Here is a 15653-nt window from a genome sequence, read left to right as displayed (position 1 = left end):
AGCTTCTGCTCCGGTGTGACCCAGGCCAGTGAGTGGGGATCTGAGAGGCGCCACTGCGCGCTGTCTGTCAGCTAGCCGATCAGCCGACTCGCCAAGTGAGAGGCATTTCTGGCATAATCCGGCGCACTTTTTTCCCTGTAGTGTTTGTTGAAGGGCACTACATACGTTTGGAGGACTCGGCCTCGAGCCGACGGGGACTACATGACGCAAGCCACTCAGTACATCGATATCAGTGCCGCTCAGCTGGTTGAAGAAGCCCTTCGCCGCGGTGAGGGCGAGCTGGCCGCCAACGGTTCGCTGGTCGTCAAGACCGGTCACCGTACCGGTCGTTCTCCGGCAGACCGTTTCATCGTCAAGGAGCAGGGCACCGAGGCCAAGATCGCCTGGGGCAACATCAACCGCCCGTTCCCGGAAGACAAGTTCGATGCCCTGTGGGCTCGCGTTGAAGCCTACATCGGCGAGCGCGACCGCTTTGTTTCCCACGTGCATGTGGGCGCCGATCCGGAGCAGTACCTGGCCATCAAGATGACCACCGAGACTGCCTGGCACAACCTGTTCGGCCGTTGCCTGTTCATCAACCCGGAGCAGTTCAACCCGTCCGCCAAGAGCGAGTGGCAGATCCTCAATGCGCCGTTCTTCGAGTGCGTACCGGAGCGTGACGGCACCAACTCCGATGGTTGCGTGATCATCAACTTCGCCTCCAAGAAGGTTCTGCTGGCTGGCATGCAGTACGCCGGCGAGATGAAGAAGGCAATGTTCTCGGTGCAGAACTTCCTGCTGCCGGAAGTGGACGTGCTGCCGATGCACTGTGCCGCCAACGTGGGCGAAGACGGCGACACCACCCTGTTCTTCGGTCTGTCCGGTACCGGTAAGACCACCCTGTCCGCCGATCCGTCGCGTTACCTAATCGGTGACGACGAGCACGGCTGGGGCGTGGGCACCGTGTTCAACATCGAAGGCGGTTGCTATGCCAAGTGCATCGACCTGTCCGAGAAGAACGAGCCGGTGATCTGGAAAGCCATCCAGTTCGGCGCCGTACTGGAGAACGTCGTGCTCGACCCGCGTACCCGCCTGCCGGACTACGCCGACTCCAGCCTGACCCAGAACAGCCGTGCCGCTTACCCGCTGCAGCTGATCGAGAAGCGCGTCGAGGCCAACCGTGCCGGCGAGCCGAACGCAGTGATCTTCCTGACCTGCGACCTGACCGGCGTTCTGCCGCCCGTGTCGATCCTCAACAACGAGCAGGCGGCCTACCACTTCCTGTCCGGTTACACCGCACTGGTCGGTTCCACCGAGATGGGCAGCGGCGGCGGCATCAAGTCGACCTTCTCCACCTGCTTCGGCGCGCCGTTCTTCCCGCGTCCGGCTGGCGAGTACGCCGAGCTGCTGATCAAGCGCATCCAGGGCTTCGGCTCCAAGGTGTACCTGGTCAACACCGGCTGGACCGGCGGTGGCTATGGTGTGGGCAAACGCTTCAACATCCCGACCACCCGTGGCGTGATCGCGGCCATCCAGAGCGGCGCGCTGATCGGTGCCGAGACCGAGCACCTGCCGATCATCAACCTGGACGTGCCGAAGGCCGTGCCGGGCGTTGAGACCGAGCTGCTCAATCCGCGCAACACCTGGGCTGACAAGAACGCCTACGATGAAGCTGCCAAGGCTCTGGCCGCTCAGTTCATCGAGAACTTCAAGAAGTTCAGCGTGTCGGACGCCATCCGTAACGCCGGTCCGCAGCTGTAAGCGGACTGTCGTGACGCAAAAAAGCGCCTCGGGCGGCTTTTTTGTGCCTGCAATCGGTCAGGCCTGAACATCGATGTAGGGTGTTGGCTCGGCAGGCCGGCTGGGTTTTTCCGGGCGTTCGGCCTGCTCGGGGCGGCTGTCGGCGGCCTCGGCCACACGGTAGCGCTGGACGTCCTGGCTGAGCTCCCGGGCGGCTTCCAGATTACCTTCGCTGGACTCAACCTCTCCCTCGCTGGCGACAGCCAAGTAGGTGTCGATCTGATTCTTCTGGCTGTTGGCGCTATACAGCTGGGCAGCCGCACTGCGGCGGTTGGTCTGTTCGGCGGCACGGTTGTCCTGTGCCTGCTGGGCGCGGTCGCTGGCGGTGTCGACGGCCTTGTTGACCTGCTCCGGGGTAACGGGCGAGCCGGGTGCCTGTGCGGATTCGCCGGCGCGTTTGATCACCTGAGTGCTGAGCGGCAGGTTGCTGCTGGCGGCGGAGACTTGCATGGGGATACCTCCCTGCGGGATCTGTTGTCAGATTAATCCTTCTGAGGCGCCTGGTTTATACCGCTTGGCAATACCTGCAAGCCTTTTAGAGCCGCTCTGCTTCGTCCAAGCCGTGCAATTGGTCGCTGCAGCGGCCATGTCTGCCGCCGCGACTCAGGTAGAGGTTACCCCACTGCTGCAGGCTGCTCATCACCGGCTGCAAGGCCAGGCCCAGTTCGCTCAGCTGGTAGTCGACATGTGGCGGCACTACAGGATGGACGGTACGCAGCACCAGACCAGCTTCTTCCAGTTCGCGCAGTTGCTTGGTCAGCATGCGCTGGTTGATGCCCGGGCACATGCGCTGCAGCTGGTTGAAGCGGCGGGTGCCGCCGAGCAGGTGAAAGATCAGCATGCCCTTCCATTTGCCGGCAATGACGTCGAGTGCGGCTTCAGCCGGACAGCCGGCAGGTGTGGTGATGGCGGGAGCATTCATACGGTTACCTTTATGTAGGTATCGGCCATAAATGTACATACTTACGCTTTTGGCTGGCAATAGCTAGGATGGCGGCACCTAAAACGACCAGAGGCACTTACCGATGCATACCCTGGAAGCTATTCAGACCCGCCGCTCCACCCGTGGCTATGATCCCGAGTTCATTCTGAGCCAGGCCGAGAAGGATGAGCTGCTGGAACTGGCGCTGCTCGCGCCGACCGCGTTCAACCTGCAGCATGTTCGCCTGGTGGAGGTGAGTGATCCGGCCTTGCGCGCACAGATCCGCGCGGTTGGCTGGGATCAGGCACAGATCACCGAGGCCTCCATGCTGGTGGTGGTCTGCGCTCAGCTCGACAGCTGGGAGCAGAACGCCGAGCGTGTATGGGAAGGCGCGCCGGAGGAGGTCAAGGCATTCATGGTCGGGGCCATCGATGGTTACTACCGCGACAAGCCGCAGGTTCAGCGTGACGAGGTGATGCGCAGCTGTGGTCTGGTGGCCCAGACCCTGATGCTGGCAGCCCGCGCCAAGGGCCTGGACAGCGTGCCGATGGATGGCTTCGACTTTGCCGCCGTTGGCGAACTGATCAAGCTGCCGGCCAACCACGTGATCGGCTTGATGGTCGCGGTGGGTAAGCGCAACGTCGAGCACAAACCGCGTGTCGGCAAGCTGCCGTTTGCCGAGACCATACTGCGCAATACGTTCTGATTGTCTGCTGCTCAGGACAGTAAAAAGGCGTGCCATGGCACGCCTTTTTACTGTCCGCCATGCCGTCAGCCGTCAGCGGTGATTTCGTCGATCAGCTTGAGGTGCATGTGCTGAGCGGCGTAGTCCATACCATCGAAATAACTGGGGGAGCCAAGCGGGACTGTGTGGACATAAGGCATCTCCTGATCGGTCACGACCTTGCCGGGGGCGCAATTAAGACACTCATTTCACAGCGGCAGTTGCTGCAGGGTCTGCTCCCAGGGTCGCTCAGTCGCCGCCTAGTGCGGCTTCCAGGCGGGCCAGGCGCTCCTCCAGTTCGGCGATGCGCGCCTCCAGACTGTCGATACGTGTATTGCCACCACCGGCCGCTGCCGGTGCGTTCTGCACCAGACTGGCCAGATCAATCGGGCCGCCGAGCAGGTGCATGTAGCGGTCCTCGCGCTGCCCGCTCTGGCGTGGCAGCTGACAGGCCAGGCCGCGCGCGGCCAGACGCTCCAGCTGATGCTGCACTTCAGCCAGATCATCGAAGTCATGCAGTCGGTTGCTGCGGGTCAGCAGCTCACCAAGGGTTTGCGGGCCGCGCAGCATCAGCAGGGCTAGCAGTACCACCTGCGGATGGACCAGCTCCAGAGCCTTGTCCAGGCGCTGCTCCCAGCGATCGGCGCGGCTGCCCATGACCAGTCGGACCAGACCACGACCTTCCAGTTGGCGCAGGGCGGCGCCCAGCTCGCCCAGTTCCAGATTCATCACCGGCTCGCGGCTGGTCTTCTGGTTGCAGGCCAGCTGCAGGGCATTGAGGGTCAGCGGATAGGTTTCCGGTGTGGTCGCCTGTTTCTCCACCAGACTGCCGAGCAGGCGTAGCTCGCAGGGAGTGAGTGGTTGTTCGGCGAAATGGCTGGCAGCTGGCTCGCTCATGGGGTAGTCCGGTGTAGTTAGGATGGCCAAGGGTAACTGGTTTCCGGGCTGTCGGCAGGGCTATGGCGACTTAACTGGCTTTGCTGTTCGTGTGGCGGTTAGCTCTAGCAGGCCCTAGATGCAAGACTAAAGGCCGGATGACACGGCCGGCGGCAGTCGACACCCTGCCGGGTAGAACAACAAGCGCGTTGCGCACGAGGAATGGCCATGCCTGTAGAACATCTGGATGTACTGATCATCGGTGCCGGTCTGTCCGGCATCGGCGCTGCCTACCACCTGATGCAGCAATGCCCGAACAAGCGTTACGCCATCCTCGAGGGCCGCGCCAGCCTCGGTGGTACCTGGGACCTGTTCCGCTACCCGGGCATCCGTTCCGATTCGGACATGTACACCCTCGGCTACAACTTCAAGCCGTGGACCGACCCGCAGGCGATTGCCGACGGTCCGTCGATCCGCCGCTATATCGAGGAGACGGCCGAGGAAAACGGCATTGCCGCGAAGATCCGCTACCAGCATCGTGTGCGTCAGGCCAGCTGGGACTCGGCCACGGCGACCTGGACCCTGCAGGTCGAGCGTGGCGAGCAGGCCGAGCCGCTGCCCCTGACCTGCCAGTACCTGATGATGTGCACCGGCTACTACCGCTATGAAGCCGGCTACACCCCCGAGTTCAAGGGGCGTGACGACTTCCGCGGACAGATCATCCATCCCCAGCTGTGGCCGCAGGACCTCGACTACCGGGGCAAGCGCGTGGTGGTGATCGGCAGCGGTGCCACCGCCGTGACCCTGGTGCCGGCGATGACCGATCAGGCCGCGCACGTGACCATGCTGCAGCGTTCGCCAACCTACGTGGCAAGCCTGCCGCAGCAGGACGTGATCTCCAATTTCCTCCGCCGCTTCCTGCCGGACAGCTGGGTTTACCGCCTGGCGCGCACGCGCAACGTGGCGATTCAGATGCTCTTCTACAACCTGTCCAAGCGTTTCCCCAACTTCATCCGCAAGGTCCTGCTCGGGCAGATTCGCCGTACCCTGGGGCCGGATTTCGACATGCGCCACTTCAGCCCCAGCTACAAACCCTGGGATCAGCGCGTCTGCGCCGTGCCGGATGGTGACCTGTTCAAGGTGCTCAAGGCCGGCAAGGCCACGGTGGTTACCGAGCATATCGACTGCTTCACCGCAGACGGCATCCGCCTGAAGTCCGGGCAGGAACTGCCTGCGGACATCATCATTACTGCCACTGGGCTGGAGTTGCAGCTGTTCGGCGGCATGCAGGTGCAGGTCGATGGTCAGGCTTTCGATGCCTCGCAGAGCATGGGCTACCGCGGCATCATGCTGCGCGATCTGCCCAATCTGGCCGTGGTTCTGGGTTACACCAATGCCAGCTGGACGCTCAAGGCCGATCTCTCCAGCGAGTACTTCTGTCGCCTGATCCAGCACATGGATCAGACCGGCATGCGTCAGTGCACCCCGCGGGCGAGTCAGGATCAGGTCAAACCGGCGCCGTTCCTCGATCTGGCTTCCGGCTATATCCAGCGCGCCGAGGCCATGCTGCCCAAACAGGGTGACCGGGCACCGTGGAAGCTGTACCAGAACTACCTGCGTGATCTGGTTCTGCTGCGCTACGGCAAGCTGGAGGATGACTACCTGCAGTTCAGCGCGCCAGCGCGGGCCAAGGTCAGCGCGTCGGAGGTATTGGCGTCCTGAGAGCCTGCTTGCCTCGGTTGCAGACTCAGCCAAAACGACGGTCTTTGTAAGCCTTTGGCTATTTCTGGCAGGGATTAACCCGTCTAGGATGCATGGCGTCGATCACGATTGGATTGTCTGATCATGATCGGCCTGCCCCAAAGGATGCTGGGGCAGGGAAGCCGCGGTTTGCGACGAAAGGACTCGACCATGCAAAGCCAGGAACAACGGCAATACCTCGCCATGCGGGCTCACATCGAACAACTGCTGGCCAGTGGCTGGCAGATCATCAGTCGACATCCCCTGCAATTGCGCCACGGGCGTAAGACCTGCCAAGTGCTTCACGGCATGCTGATCAGCGACAGCATGCTGTGATCCTGTCTATCTCTCTCGGGCATCACCAATCGCCAGCATCAGGCCGACCAGCCACTGCAGCGCCGGATCGCGTTGGCGCTGGGCCAGGCTGACGATTTCCAGATGGAATGGGCCGACCTCGAACGGCAGGTCGAACAGCTGCAGCGGCAGCAGGGCGGCGAACTGGCGGGCCAGTTGGGTCGGCAGCACGGCAGCCAGCTCGCTGCCGGCGACGATATGCGCGGCCTGCAGGTAATTCGGCGTGGTGTAGCGGATTTCTCGGCTGAGGCCCTGCTCGCCTAGCCACTGATCGACCATGCCGCGGGTCTGCCCGCCGTGCACCCACAGGTGGCGCAGGCGCAGGAAGTTGTCCAGGTCCAGGTAGCCGGCCAGCTGCGGGTGGCCCTTACGAACCGCTACCTGCAGCGTCTCGCTGCGCCAGTGCTGGCGGGCGAAACGCGCCGGTATCTCGTCGAAGCGGCCCAGCACCAGGTCCAGCTCGCCCTTGTCCAGGGCTTCCACCGGCAGACTCGGGCTGAGGTGGGCGATATCGATGCGGATGCCCGGTGCCTGCTCGCTGAGCAAGCCGAGCAGGCGCGGCATGCACATCAGCTCGACATAGTCGGTGACCGCGATGCGGAACTGCTGGCGGCTCTGCCGCGGGTCGAAGGTCTCGCCGGCATTGAGGGTCTGCTCGATCTGCTGCAGTGCCGCGCGGATCGGCCCTTCCAGTGCCAATGCCCGGGGGGTGGGCTGCATTCGCCGGCCGATGCGCACCAGCAGCGGATCGTCGAGTAGGTCGCGCAGACGACTCAAAGCGTTGCTCACCGCTGGCTGGCTGAGGGCAAGGCGCTCGGCAGCGCGTGAGACGTTTTGCTCACGCAACAAGGCGTCGAGCACGCGCAGCAGGTTGAGATCGAAGTTATAAATATTCACAGATCGAATAGCACTTATCACAAGACACAATTTCTCAAATAGTAGCGTCCTGCGTAGGGTGCGTGTCACGTATTCATCAATAGACACACACGAGGAGCAGGCATGAGCGCTGCATTTAATCTGCAACAGGCGGCGGTGATCGGCGCCGGGACCATGGGCCGCGGCATCGTCATCAGCCTGGCCAGTGCCGGCATCCCGGTGCTGTGGCTGGACAACAACCCGCAGATGCTCGAACAGGGCCTGAAAATGATCGAGGACACCTGGGCACATAGCGTCGCCAAGGGGCGCATCGAGCAGGGCGAGGCCAGCCTGCGTCTGGCCCGCGTGCAGACTGTCGCGGATTACGCCGCGCTGGCGCCGGCCGATCTGGTGATCGAGGCGGTATACGAGAACCTCGAGCTCAAGCAGAAAATCTTCCGCTTCCTCGACGAGGTGCTCAAGCCGGGGGCGATTCTGGCCAGCAACACCTCGGCACTGGACATCGACGCCATCGCTGCCGTCACCCGCCGTCCCGAGTCGGTGCTGGGCCTGCACTTCTTCAGCCCGGCGCACATCATGAAGCTGCTGGAGATCGTGCGCGGCGCCAAGACCGCCCCGGCCGTGCTGGAGGCTGCTCTGGCGCTGGGCCAGCGCATCGGCAAGGTCAGCGTGGTGGCTGGCAATTGCGACGGCTTCATCGGCAACCGCATGCTGCACACCTACGTGAAGGAAGCGCGCATGCTGCTGCTCGAAGGCGCCCTGCCGGCCCAGGTGGACGGCGCGCTGCAGCAGTTCGGTTTCGCCATGGGCCCGTTCCGCATGTACGACGTGGTCGGCATCGACCTGGAGTGGCGCGCCCGCGAGCTGGCGGGCAAGGGTCAGGACGACCCGGCGGTGCAGGTCGACAACCGCCTGTGCGGTCTCGGTCGTTTCGGCCAGAAGTCCGGCATGGGTTATTACCGCTATGCCCCGGGCAGCCGCGAGGCGCTGCCGGACGCCGAGGTTGACCGCCTGGTCGAGGCGGTTTCCGCCCAGCTTGGCTTCCAGCGCCGCGCGGTGAGTGATGCCGAGACTCGCGCCCGCTGCCTGCTGGCGCTGGTCAACGAGGGTGCGAAGATCCTCGAGGAAAACATCGCCGCCAACAGCCACGACATCGACCTGGTCTACCTCAACGGCTACGGCTTCCCGGCCGACAAGGGCGGGCCGATGGCCTGGGCCGATGGCGAGGGCATGGCGACCATTCTCGACCGCCTGCGTACCCTGCAGACGCAGTTCGGCGAACACTGGCAGCCGGCCGCGCTGATCGAGCGCCTGGCTGCTGCCGGCAAGCGCTTCGCCGACGTGAAGGAGGGCAACCTATGAGCTACCAGGCCCCCCTGCGCGACATGCGCTTCGTCCTCCATGAGCTGTTCGATGTCAGCGGTCACTGCCAGTTGCTCGGCAACGGCCTGGACCGCGAGCTGATCGATGGCGTGCTGGAGGAAGCCGCCAGCTTCACCGCCAACGAGATCGCGCCGCTCAACCGCAACAGCGACGAGGAAGGCTGCCGCCTGGAGAACGGCCAGGTCAGCACCCCGCGTGGTTTCCGCGCGGCCTACCGGCAGTATCTCGAAAACGGCTGGGCGAGCATGACCGGGCCGGTCGAGTTCGGTGGTCAGGGCTTCCCGCAACTGGTGGCCTGCACCTTCCACGAGATGCTGATGTCCGCCTCGCTGTCCTTCCGCGTCTACTCAGGCCTCACCGAGGGCGCGGTGCTGGCGCTGCACAAACATGGCTGCGCCGAGCTGAAGAACACCTACCTGGCGCCGATGGTCAGCGGCCAGTGGACCGGCACCATGTGCCTGACCGAGCCCCAGGCCGGCACTGACCTGGCCCTGCTGCGCACCCGCGCCGAGCCCCAGGCCGATGGCAGCTACCGGGTCAGCGGCAGCAAGATCTTTATCAGCGGCGGGGAACAAGACCTCAGCGAGAACATCATTCACCTGGTGCTGGCCCGCCTGCCGGATGCGCCGGTCGGGGTGAAGGGTATCTCGCTGTTCCTCGTGCCCAAATTTATCGCCACCGCGGAGGGTGGGTTGGGCGAGCGCAATGCGCTGTCCTGCGGCGCCATCGAACACAAGATGGGCATCAAGGGTGGCTCCACCTGTGTGATGAACTTCGACGGCGCCACCGGCTGGCTGCTCGGCGAAGCCAACCAGGGTTTGGCCTGCATGTTCACCATGATGAACGACGCGCGTTTCCAGGTCGGCCTGCAGGGCCTGGGGATCGGCGAAGCGGCCTTCCAGGGCGCCCTGCGCTATGCCCGCGAGCGCCTGCAGTCGCGTGGCCTGAACGGTGCCCAGGCGCCGGACAAACCGGCCGACCCGATCATCGTGCATCCCGATGTGCGGCGCATGCTGCTGACCCAGAAGACCCTGGTCGAAGGCTGTCGCATGCTCGCGGCCTACACCGCGCGCCAGCTCGACCTGGAGCATGGTCACCCGGAAGCGGCGGCGCGCAAGGCCGCCGGCAAGCGCGCGGCGCTGTTGATCCCCATCGTCAAAGCCTTCTTCACCGACATGGGTCAGGAGGTCGCCAGCCACGGTGTGCAGGTCTACGGCGGGCACGGCTTCATCCGCGAGTGGGGCATGGAGCAACTGATGCGCGACAGCCGCATCACGCAGCTGTACGAGGGCACCAACGGCATCCAGGCGCTGGACCTGATCCGCCGCAAACTGCTGGCCGATGGCGGCGCCGAGCTGTCGGCGCTGATCGCCGAGTTCAGCGAAGTGGCCGACCGCGCGGCGCAGCATCCGCAGCTGGCGGCGCTGGGGCAGGTCGTGCAGGCGCGTCTAGGCGAGTGGCGCGAGCTCACCGCCGAGGTGATAGCTCACAGCCAGCGCGATGTGCAGGAGATCGGCGCGCAGTCGGTGGATTTCCTCCAGTACTCGGCTTACGTGCTGCTCGCCGGCTTCTGGCTGCAGGCGGCCGTGGCGGCGCAGAACGCGCTGGAGCAGGGCGCCGGCGAGGTGGATTTCTACCAGGCCAAGCTGGCCAGCGCCGAGTTCTACGTGCGCCGTCTGTTACCTCGCGCCAGCAGCCACCGCGAGGCCCTGCTGGGCGGCGCGGCGTGCCTGATGGCGCTGCCGGCGGAACATTTCGCCTTCTGAGATTCCCTCACCCCAACCCTCTGCCAAAGGGCGAGGGAGTTAGCGAGGGACAGGGTGAGGGGCTCAGCCCCTCGGCAAGAAAAGAACAACAAGAGGAATCACCATGCAGCCCTTCAGTTTTGCCACCACCGCGCAGATTCTCTGCGAAAGCGGATCGGCCCAGCGCCTGGCCAGTCTGTGCCGGGAGCGTGGTGCCCAGCGTGTGCTGATCGTCACCGATCCGGGCATCACCCGCTTTGGCCTGCTCGATGGCGTGCTGCCGGGTTTTGCCGCCGCTGGCGTTGCCGTGCAGGTGTTCGATCAGGTGATCGCCGACCCGCCCGAGGCCGTCGTGCTCAATGCGGTGGAGCGCGCCCGCGCGCTGGGTGTCGAGCTGGTCATCGGCTTCGGTGGTGGCAGCTCCATGGACGTGGCCAAGCTGGTGGCGCTGCTCGCCCACCCGGGCTGCGCCCAGAGCCTCAAGGATATCTACGGCGTAGGCAATGCCCGTGGCCCACGTTTGCCGCTGATCCAGGTGCCGACCACCGCCGGCACCGGCTCGGAGGTGACCCAGATCGCCATCATCACCACCGGCGAAACCACCAAGATGGGGGTGGTTTCGCCGGTGCTGCTGCCGGACCTGGCCGTGCTCGATGCCGAGCTGACCCTGGGCCTCCCGCCGGCGGTGACCGCCGCCACCGGTATCGATGCCATGGTGCATGCCATCGAGGCCTACACCAGCAAGATCAAGAAGAACCCGCTGTCCGACCTGCTGGCCCGCGAGGCCCTGCGCCTGCTGGCGGCCAACCTGCACGAAGCGGTCTACAACGGCCATAACCGCGAGGCGCGCCAGGCCATGCTGCTCGGTGCCCTGCTGGCCGGCCAGGCTTTTGCCAACGCACCGTGCGCGGCAGTGCACGCGCTGGCCTATCCGCTGGGCGGGCATTTCCATATTCCCCATGGCCTGTCCAACGCCTTGGTGCTGCCTGAGGTACTGCGCTTCAACGCGCCGGCCGCCGCGCCGCTCTACGCCGAGCTGGCGCCGCTGTTGCTGGGCGAGCGCTGCAAGGGCGAGGGCACCGGCCAGCGCTGCGCCGAGTTCATCACCGAGCTGGCGGCGCTCAACGAGCGCTGCGGCCTGCCCAGTCGACTGCGTGATGCCGGCGTGCCCGAGGCCATGCTGCCGACCCTGGCGCGCGACGCCATGCTGCAGCAGCGCCTGCTGGTGAATAACCCGCGCGAGGTCAGCGAGGCCGACGCCCTGGCGATCTACCAGGCGGCGTATTGAGTTTGCCCCCTCTCCCCGGGAGAGGGGTGGCCCCGGCCAATAGGCTGCAATACAGCCGGCGAATCAAACTATTCCGCCCAGCGTCCAGCCCCTAGGCTGGTGGGCAAGCCAGACGAGAACAGAGCATGAGCCAACCTGAGCACCTGCGCGCCGACTACGTCCACTTCCAGCCGATCACCACGCGCTGGCACGACAACGACGTCTACGGTCACGTCAACAACGTCGTCTATTACGGCTATTTCGACAGCGCTGTGAATGCCTACCTGATCGAGCAGGGCGGCCTGGATATCCATGAGGGCGAGGTGGTCGGCTTCGTGGTCAGCTCGTCGTGCGACTACTTCGCCTCGATCGCCTTCCCCGAGCGCATTGAGGTCGGCCTGCGAGTGGCCAAGCTGGGCAACAGCTCGGTGCAGTACGAGCTGGCCATCTTCAAACAGTGCGAGGAGCAGGCCTGCGCGGCCGGGCGCTTCGTCCACGTGTTCGTCGACCGCGCGAGCAATCGCCCGGTTTCCATTCCCACCGCGCTGCGCGAGGCCATGGCCCGCTTGATGCGCGACTGATAGTCCGAGGAGTCCGTCATGCAAGACGCCGTCATCGTTTCCACCGCCCGCACGCCAATCGCCAAGGCGTTTCGCGGCGCCTTCAATGACCTCAAGTCGCCATCCATGGCAGCGGTGGCCATCCGTGCCGCCGTCGAGCGGGCCGGCATTGAGGCCGCTGAGATCGAGGACCTGGTGATGGGCACCGCCATGCAAGGCGGCACCGCCTCCACCAACCTGGCGCGCCTGTCGCTGCTGGCCGCCGGCCTGCCGCTGTCGGTCAGCGGGCAGACCATCGACCGCCAGTGCGCCTCCGGCCTGATGGCGATCTCCATCGCCGCCAAGCAGATCATGGTCGACGGCATGGCCGTCACCGTCGCGCCGGTCAGGAGCAGATCAGCCTGGTGCAGAACACCCACATGAAGTGGACCGCCGCCGAGGCCGACCCGGCCGTGATCAAGATGGCCGAGCACGCCTACATGCCGATGCTGCAGACCGCCGAGCTGGTGGCCAAGCGTTACGGCATCAGCCGCGAGGCGCAGGACGCTTACAGCCTGCAGTCGCAGCAGCGCACCGCCGCTGCCCAGGCCGCCGGCCTGTTCTCCAATGAAATCGTCCCGGTCACCGCCCGCAAGAAGCTGGTCGACAAGGAAACCGGCGCGGTCAGCTACGAGGACGTGACCCTCAGCCTCGACGAGGGCAACCGCCCGCAGACCGTGCTGGCCGACCTGACCAAGCTCAACCCGGTGATCGAGGGCGGTTGCATCACCGCCGGCAACGCCAGCCAGCTGTCTGACGGCGCCAGTGCCTGCGTACTGATGAGCGGCAGCCTGGCCGCCCAGCGCGGCATCGCCCCTCTCGGGCTCTACCGTGGCATCGCCGTAGCCGGCCTGGCCCCGGAAGAGATGGGCATCGGCCCGGTGTTCGCCGTGCCCAAGTTGCTCAAGCAGCACGGCCTGACCGTCGATGACATCGGCCTGTGGGAGCTCAACGAGGCCTTCGCCTGTCAGGTGCTGTACAGCGCGCAGACGCTCGGCATCGATCCGGCCAAGCTCAACGTCAACGGCGGTGCCATCGCCATCGGCCACCCCTACGGCATGAGTGGCGCGCGCATGGTCGGCCACGCCCTGCTGGAAGGTAAGCGCCGCGGCGTGAAGTATGTGGTGATCACCATGTGCGTCGGCGGCGGCATGGGCGCGGCGGGGCTGTTCGAAGTGCTGTAAGCCGCGTTAATCCAGCCATAAAAAACGGGAGCTTCGGCTCCCGTTTTTTGTTGTGTCACGTTTGGCTTTTGGCGCTTGCCGGGTGGGGTGTCCGGGCCTTTGCCTCAGGCCGGTTCTGCTTGCAGGCTGCCACTTTGCGGCGGCTGTGCGCTCCACTGCTTGAGGCGCTCTACGCTGTCGCGGTAGGGCGCCAGGCCGCGATACAGGAGGATGATCGAGCTGAGCACGGCCAGGGCGGTGACGATCAGCAGCGAGTAGCGCACGGCATTGTCGTCGGCGAAGACGAAGTCGGTCACCAGGGCCACGGCGGTCGGGCCGATGCCCAGGCCGATCAGGGTGATGACGAACAGGTACAGGGCGGAGGCCTGGCCGCGCATGGCGTTGGGCATGATCTCCTGGATCGCCGCCGGTGCCACGCCGAACGGCATGCTCAGGCAGAACACGGTGGGCGCCATCAGTACGCTGGCCCAGAAGGCATTGCCCATCAGAGGGAAGGCCAGCACAAAGGGCAGGGCGCCGATGGCGGCGTAGAGGCCCACACGCATGTTGGCGTCGCTGCGCCCGTGCTTGGCCAGCCAATCTGCCAGCCGCCCGCCGAAGACGATGCCGAGGCAGCCGAAGACGGCGACGATGCTGCCGTAGATCACGCCAACCTGGCCGGCGTCCCAGCCATAGGTGCGGATAAAGAAGGTGGGAATCCACGCTGCGCTGCCGTAGCCGGCGAAGGCCAGGCCGGCGAAGCCGAAGTTGTGGTACAGCACGGTACGGCGGTTGCTGCGGATATAGCGGCCGACTTCCGCCAGCGGCACGGCCACCCCGGCGCCGACACCGCGACGTGCCGGTTCACGCACGGCGAGCATGACCAGGGTGAACAGCACGCCGGCCGCACCGAGGATGAGGAAAATCAGCTGCCAGGGGCGAACTTCGCCGAGCACCGGTAGCATCACGTCACCTTGTGCCGAGGCGAACTGGATGACCAGGCCGCCGAGCAGGAAGGCGATGCCCGAACCCAGGTATACCCCCATGGAGTAGACGCTGATGGCGGTGGCGCGCCGCTCTGGCGGGAAACTGTCGGCGATCAGCGAATAGGCCGCCGGCGACAGCGCGGCTTCGCCGACGCCGACGCCAATGCGGCAGATGAGAAACTGCCAGTACAGCTTGGCCATGCCGCAGGCGGCCGTGGCGGCACTCCAGAACAGCACGCCGATGGCGATCAGGCCGCGGCGGCTGCGGGTGTCGGCCAGTCGTCCGAGAGGGATGCCGCAGATGGTGTAGAACAAGGCGAAGGACAAGCCCATCAGCAGGCTCATCTGTGTGTCGCTGATGACCAGGTCACGGCGGATCGGTTCGACCAGCAGGTTGAGGATCTGCCGGTCGATGAATGAAAGCACGTAGGCGATCATCAGAATGATGACCGTGGTCCAGGCAGACAGGCTTGAGGGGTAGCCTTGATTGTTATTGTGCATGGCGGCTCCGCAGGCAATGGCAAGGGGCCGCCAGGGGCGGCCGTTCGAGACCCAGCTTAGGGGCGAACGGGCGCCGTCACTATCGCTCATAGGTACGATCAGCCGGCTGAATGGGCGGCCTGCCCGCGCGCTGATCGGCGTCGTTTTTTCCCGCAGAAAATGTACGGCTGTGGCCGGCGGTAACAGCCTTCAGTGGGCCATCGACGCTTCACGGCGGATGAGGCGTGGCTTTTGTTGTTGCTCTGATGTGGCTCTCCTGATGGCCAGTGACGAGAGCAGCGTTCGCCGAGAGCAAGTGCACCGGGGACACATCTGTCATTCGGCAGGATTAACAGACTGTGTAGCCGGAGACCACTGCGGAAAATGAAAACGCCGCGCTCCTGTCGGGGCGCGGCGTTGTCGGGCTGTGGCGGGAGCTGGCGCTTAGCGGTGCTTCTTGTGCCACTGCTCTTTCTTGTGGCCGAGGGCGCGGCCAGGATGGCCGTCATCGTCGTAGCGGCTGTAGCGGTAGCCATCATCGCGGCTGTAGCGGCGACCGTCGTGATCGTCATCGCGGTTGCCGTCGCCGTATTCGTTGCCCAGCGCACCACCGGCGGCGCCACCAACGCCGGCGCCGATCATGCCGCCGGTGCTGCCGCCAACCTTGCTGCCAATCACCTGGCCGCCGGCAGCACCGATGCCGCCACCGATAGCCGCTTCGGTGCGGCTGCCTTTGTCTGCGCCCACGGCGCTGCCGGC

At 65.0% G+C, this 15653-nt stretch carries 13 protein-coding genes and 2 pseudogenes; 9 read left to right on the top strand and 6 right to left on the bottom strand.

The genetic code is table 11. The annotated features are described in order from the left end of the window. The first annotated feature begins 201 nt into the window (after positions 1 to 201). Complete coding sequence (locus CK486_RS16720; protein WP_095941444.1) at positions 202 to 1740, top strand: phosphoenolpyruvate carboxykinase; 1539 nt, start codon at positions 202 to 204, stop codon at positions 1738 to 1740. Positions 1741 to 1797: 57 nt separating this feature from the next. On the opposite strand, the gene CK486_RS16715 is transcribed toward CK486_RS16720, so the two are convergent. Continuing rightward, positions 1798 to 2229 carry a hypothetical protein gene (locus tag CK486_RS16715; RefSeq protein WP_095941443.1) on the bottom strand — a complete coding sequence of 144 codons (432 nt, stop codon included), beginning with the start codon at positions 2227 to 2229 and terminating at the stop codon, positions 1798 to 1800. Positions 2230 to 2314: 85 nt separating this feature from the next. Beyond that, positions 2315 to 2701, bottom strand: a complete 387-nt coding sequence (locus CK486_RS16710; RefSeq protein ID WP_095941442.1) for a helix-turn-helix domain-containing protein — start codon at positions 2699 to 2701, stop codon at positions 2315 to 2317. Positions 2702 to 2804: 103 nt separating this feature from the next. Here CK486_RS16710 and CK486_RS16705 point away from each other — a divergent pair, with 103 nt between their 5' ends. After that, positions 2805 to 3407 (top strand): nitroreductase family protein, encoded by a 603-nt coding sequence (locus CK486_RS16705; RefSeq protein WP_095941441.1) that lies wholly within the window; start codon positions 2805 to 2807, stop codon positions 3405 to 3407. 267 nt (positions 3408 to 3674) lie between these two features. Here the strand turns inward: CK486_RS16705 and CK486_RS16700 are convergent, their stop codons facing one another. Then, positions 3675 to 4322 carry a YceH family protein gene (locus tag CK486_RS16700; protein ID WP_095941440.1) on the bottom strand — a complete coding sequence of 216 codons (648 nt, stop codon included), beginning with the start codon at positions 4320 to 4322 and terminating at the stop codon, positions 3675 to 3677. Positions 4323 to 4529: 207 nt separating this feature from the next. Here CK486_RS16700 and CK486_RS16695 point away from each other — a divergent pair, with 207 nt between their 5' ends. Together CK486_RS16695 and CK486_RS18125 are read left to right on the top strand one after the other, a co-directional pair. Further along, positions 4530 to 6023 (top strand): NAD(P)/FAD-dependent oxidoreductase, encoded by a 1494-nt coding sequence (locus tag CK486_RS16695; RefSeq protein ID WP_095941439.1) that lies wholly within the window; start codon positions 4530 to 4532, stop codon positions 6021 to 6023. A 189-nt stretch (positions 6024 to 6212) separates the two neighbouring features. Then, positions 6213 to 6377: a hypothetical protein gene (locus CK486_RS18125; protein WP_176481739.1), complete on the top strand. Its 165-nt coding sequence runs from the start codon at positions 6213 to 6215 to the stop codon at positions 6375 to 6377. Between the two features lie 6 nt (positions 6378 to 6383). Here CK486_RS18125 and CK486_RS16690 read toward each other — a convergent pair whose 3' ends face one another. Beyond that, a complete protein-coding gene (locus tag CK486_RS16690; protein ID WP_095941438.1) occupies positions 6384 to 7292 on the bottom strand; it encodes a LysR family transcriptional regulator in 909 nt (302 codons plus the stop codon). Between the two features lie 102 nt (positions 7293 to 7394). Between CK486_RS16690 and CK486_RS16685 the strand changes: the two genes are divergently transcribed. The 5 genes and pseudogenes from CK486_RS16685 (at position 7395) to CK486_RS16665 (ending at position 13449) form a co-directional block, all read left to right on the top strand. Continuing rightward, positions 7395 to 8633 carry a 3-hydroxyacyl-CoA dehydrogenase gene (locus CK486_RS16685; protein WP_095941437.1) on the top strand — a complete coding sequence of 413 codons (1239 nt, stop codon included), beginning with the start codon at positions 7395 to 7397 and terminating at the stop codon, positions 8631 to 8633. Continuing rightward, on the top strand, positions 8630 to 10420 hold the full coding sequence (locus tag CK486_RS16680; RefSeq protein WP_095941436.1) for an acyl-CoA dehydrogenase C-terminal domain-containing protein: 1791 nt from the start codon (positions 8630 to 8632) through the stop codon (positions 10418 to 10420). The genes CK486_RS16685 and CK486_RS16680 overlap by 4 nt, the downstream gene beginning before the upstream one ends. A gap of 103 nt (positions 10421 to 10523) precedes the next feature. After that, positions 10524 to 11687 (top strand): iron-containing alcohol dehydrogenase, encoded by a 1164-nt coding sequence (locus CK486_RS16675; protein ID WP_095941435.1) that lies wholly within the window; start codon positions 10524 to 10526, stop codon positions 11685 to 11687. A 125-nt stretch (positions 11688 to 11812) separates the two neighbouring features. Next, on the top strand, positions 11813 to 12247 hold the full coding sequence (locus CK486_RS16670) for a thioesterase family protein (RefSeq protein WP_095941434.1): 435 nt from the start codon (positions 11813 to 11815) through the stop codon (positions 12245 to 12247). 18 nt (positions 12248 to 12265) lie between these two features. Then, positions 12266 to 13449 (top strand): annotated as a pseudogene (locus CK486_RS16665) (acetyl-CoA C-acyltransferase). Positions 13450 to 13553: 104 nt separating this feature from the next. On the opposite strand, the gene CK486_RS16660 reads toward CK486_RS16665, so the two are convergent. Both CK486_RS16660 and CK486_RS16655 read right to left on the bottom strand, forming a co-directional pair. Then, complete coding sequence (locus CK486_RS16660) at positions 13554 to 14915, bottom strand: MFS transporter (RefSeq protein ID WP_095941433.1); 1362 nt, start codon at positions 14913 to 14915, stop codon at positions 13554 to 13556. A 423-nt stretch (positions 14916 to 15338) separates the two neighbouring features. Further along, positions 15339 to 15653 (bottom strand): annotated as a pseudogene (locus CK486_RS16655) (hypothetical protein); the annotation flags it as partial.

Source organism: Pseudomonas sp. HAR-UPW-AIA-41 (assembly GCF_002304225.1).
In the GTDB taxonomy this organism is placed as follows: Bacteria; Pseudomonadota; Gammaproteobacteria; order Pseudomonadales; family Pseudomonadaceae; genus Aquipseudomonas.
The sequence above is the reverse complement of the archived record's forward strand: the minus strand, read 5'-3'. Positions and strand labels throughout refer to the sequence as shown.

Excerpts from the sequence above, each read along its gene's own strand:
- CK486_RS16720 (WP_095941444.1), top strand. The coding sequence starts at position 202 with ATGACGCAAGCCACTCAGTACATCGATATCAGTGCCGCTCAGCTGGTT.
- CK486_RS16715 (WP_095941443.1), bottom strand. The coding sequence starts at position 2,229 with ATGCAAGTCTCCGCCGCCAGCAGCAACCTGCCGCTCAGCACTCAGGTG.
- CK486_RS16710 (WP_095941442.1), bottom strand. The coding sequence starts at position 2,701 with ATGAATGCTCCCGCCATCACCACACCTGCCGGCTGTCCGGCTGAAGCC.
- CK486_RS16705 (WP_095941441.1), top strand. The coding sequence starts at position 2,805 with ATGCATACCCTGGAAGCTATTCAGACCCGCCGCTCCACCCGTGGCTAT.
- CK486_RS16700 (WP_095941440.1), bottom strand. The coding sequence starts at position 4,322 with ATGAGCGAGCCAGCTGCCAGCCATTTCGCCGAACAACCACTCACTCCC.
- CK486_RS16695 (WP_095941439.1), top strand. The coding sequence starts at position 4,530 with ATGCCTGTAGAACATCTGGATGTACTGATCATCGGTGCCGGTCTGTCC.
- CK486_RS18125 (WP_176481739.1), top strand. The coding sequence starts at position 6,213 with ATGCAAAGCCAGGAACAACGGCAATACCTCGCCATGCGGGCTCACATC.
- CK486_RS16685 (WP_095941437.1), top strand. The coding sequence starts at position 7,395 with ATGAGCGCTGCATTTAATCTGCAACAGGCGGCGGTGATCGGCGCCGGG.
- CK486_RS16680 (WP_095941436.1), top strand. The coding sequence starts at position 8,630 with ATGAGCTACCAGGCCCCCCTGCGCGACATGCGCTTCGTCCTCCATGAG.
- CK486_RS16675 (WP_095941435.1), top strand. The coding sequence starts at position 10,524 with ATGCAGCCCTTCAGTTTTGCCACCACCGCGCAGATTCTCTGCGAAAGC.
- CK486_RS16670 (WP_095941434.1), top strand. The coding sequence starts at position 11,813 with ATGAGCCAACCTGAGCACCTGCGCGCCGACTACGTCCACTTCCAGCCG.
- CK486_RS16660 (WP_095941433.1), bottom strand. The coding sequence starts at position 14,915 with ATGCACAATAACAATCAAGGCTACCCCTCAAGCCTGTCTGCCTGGACC.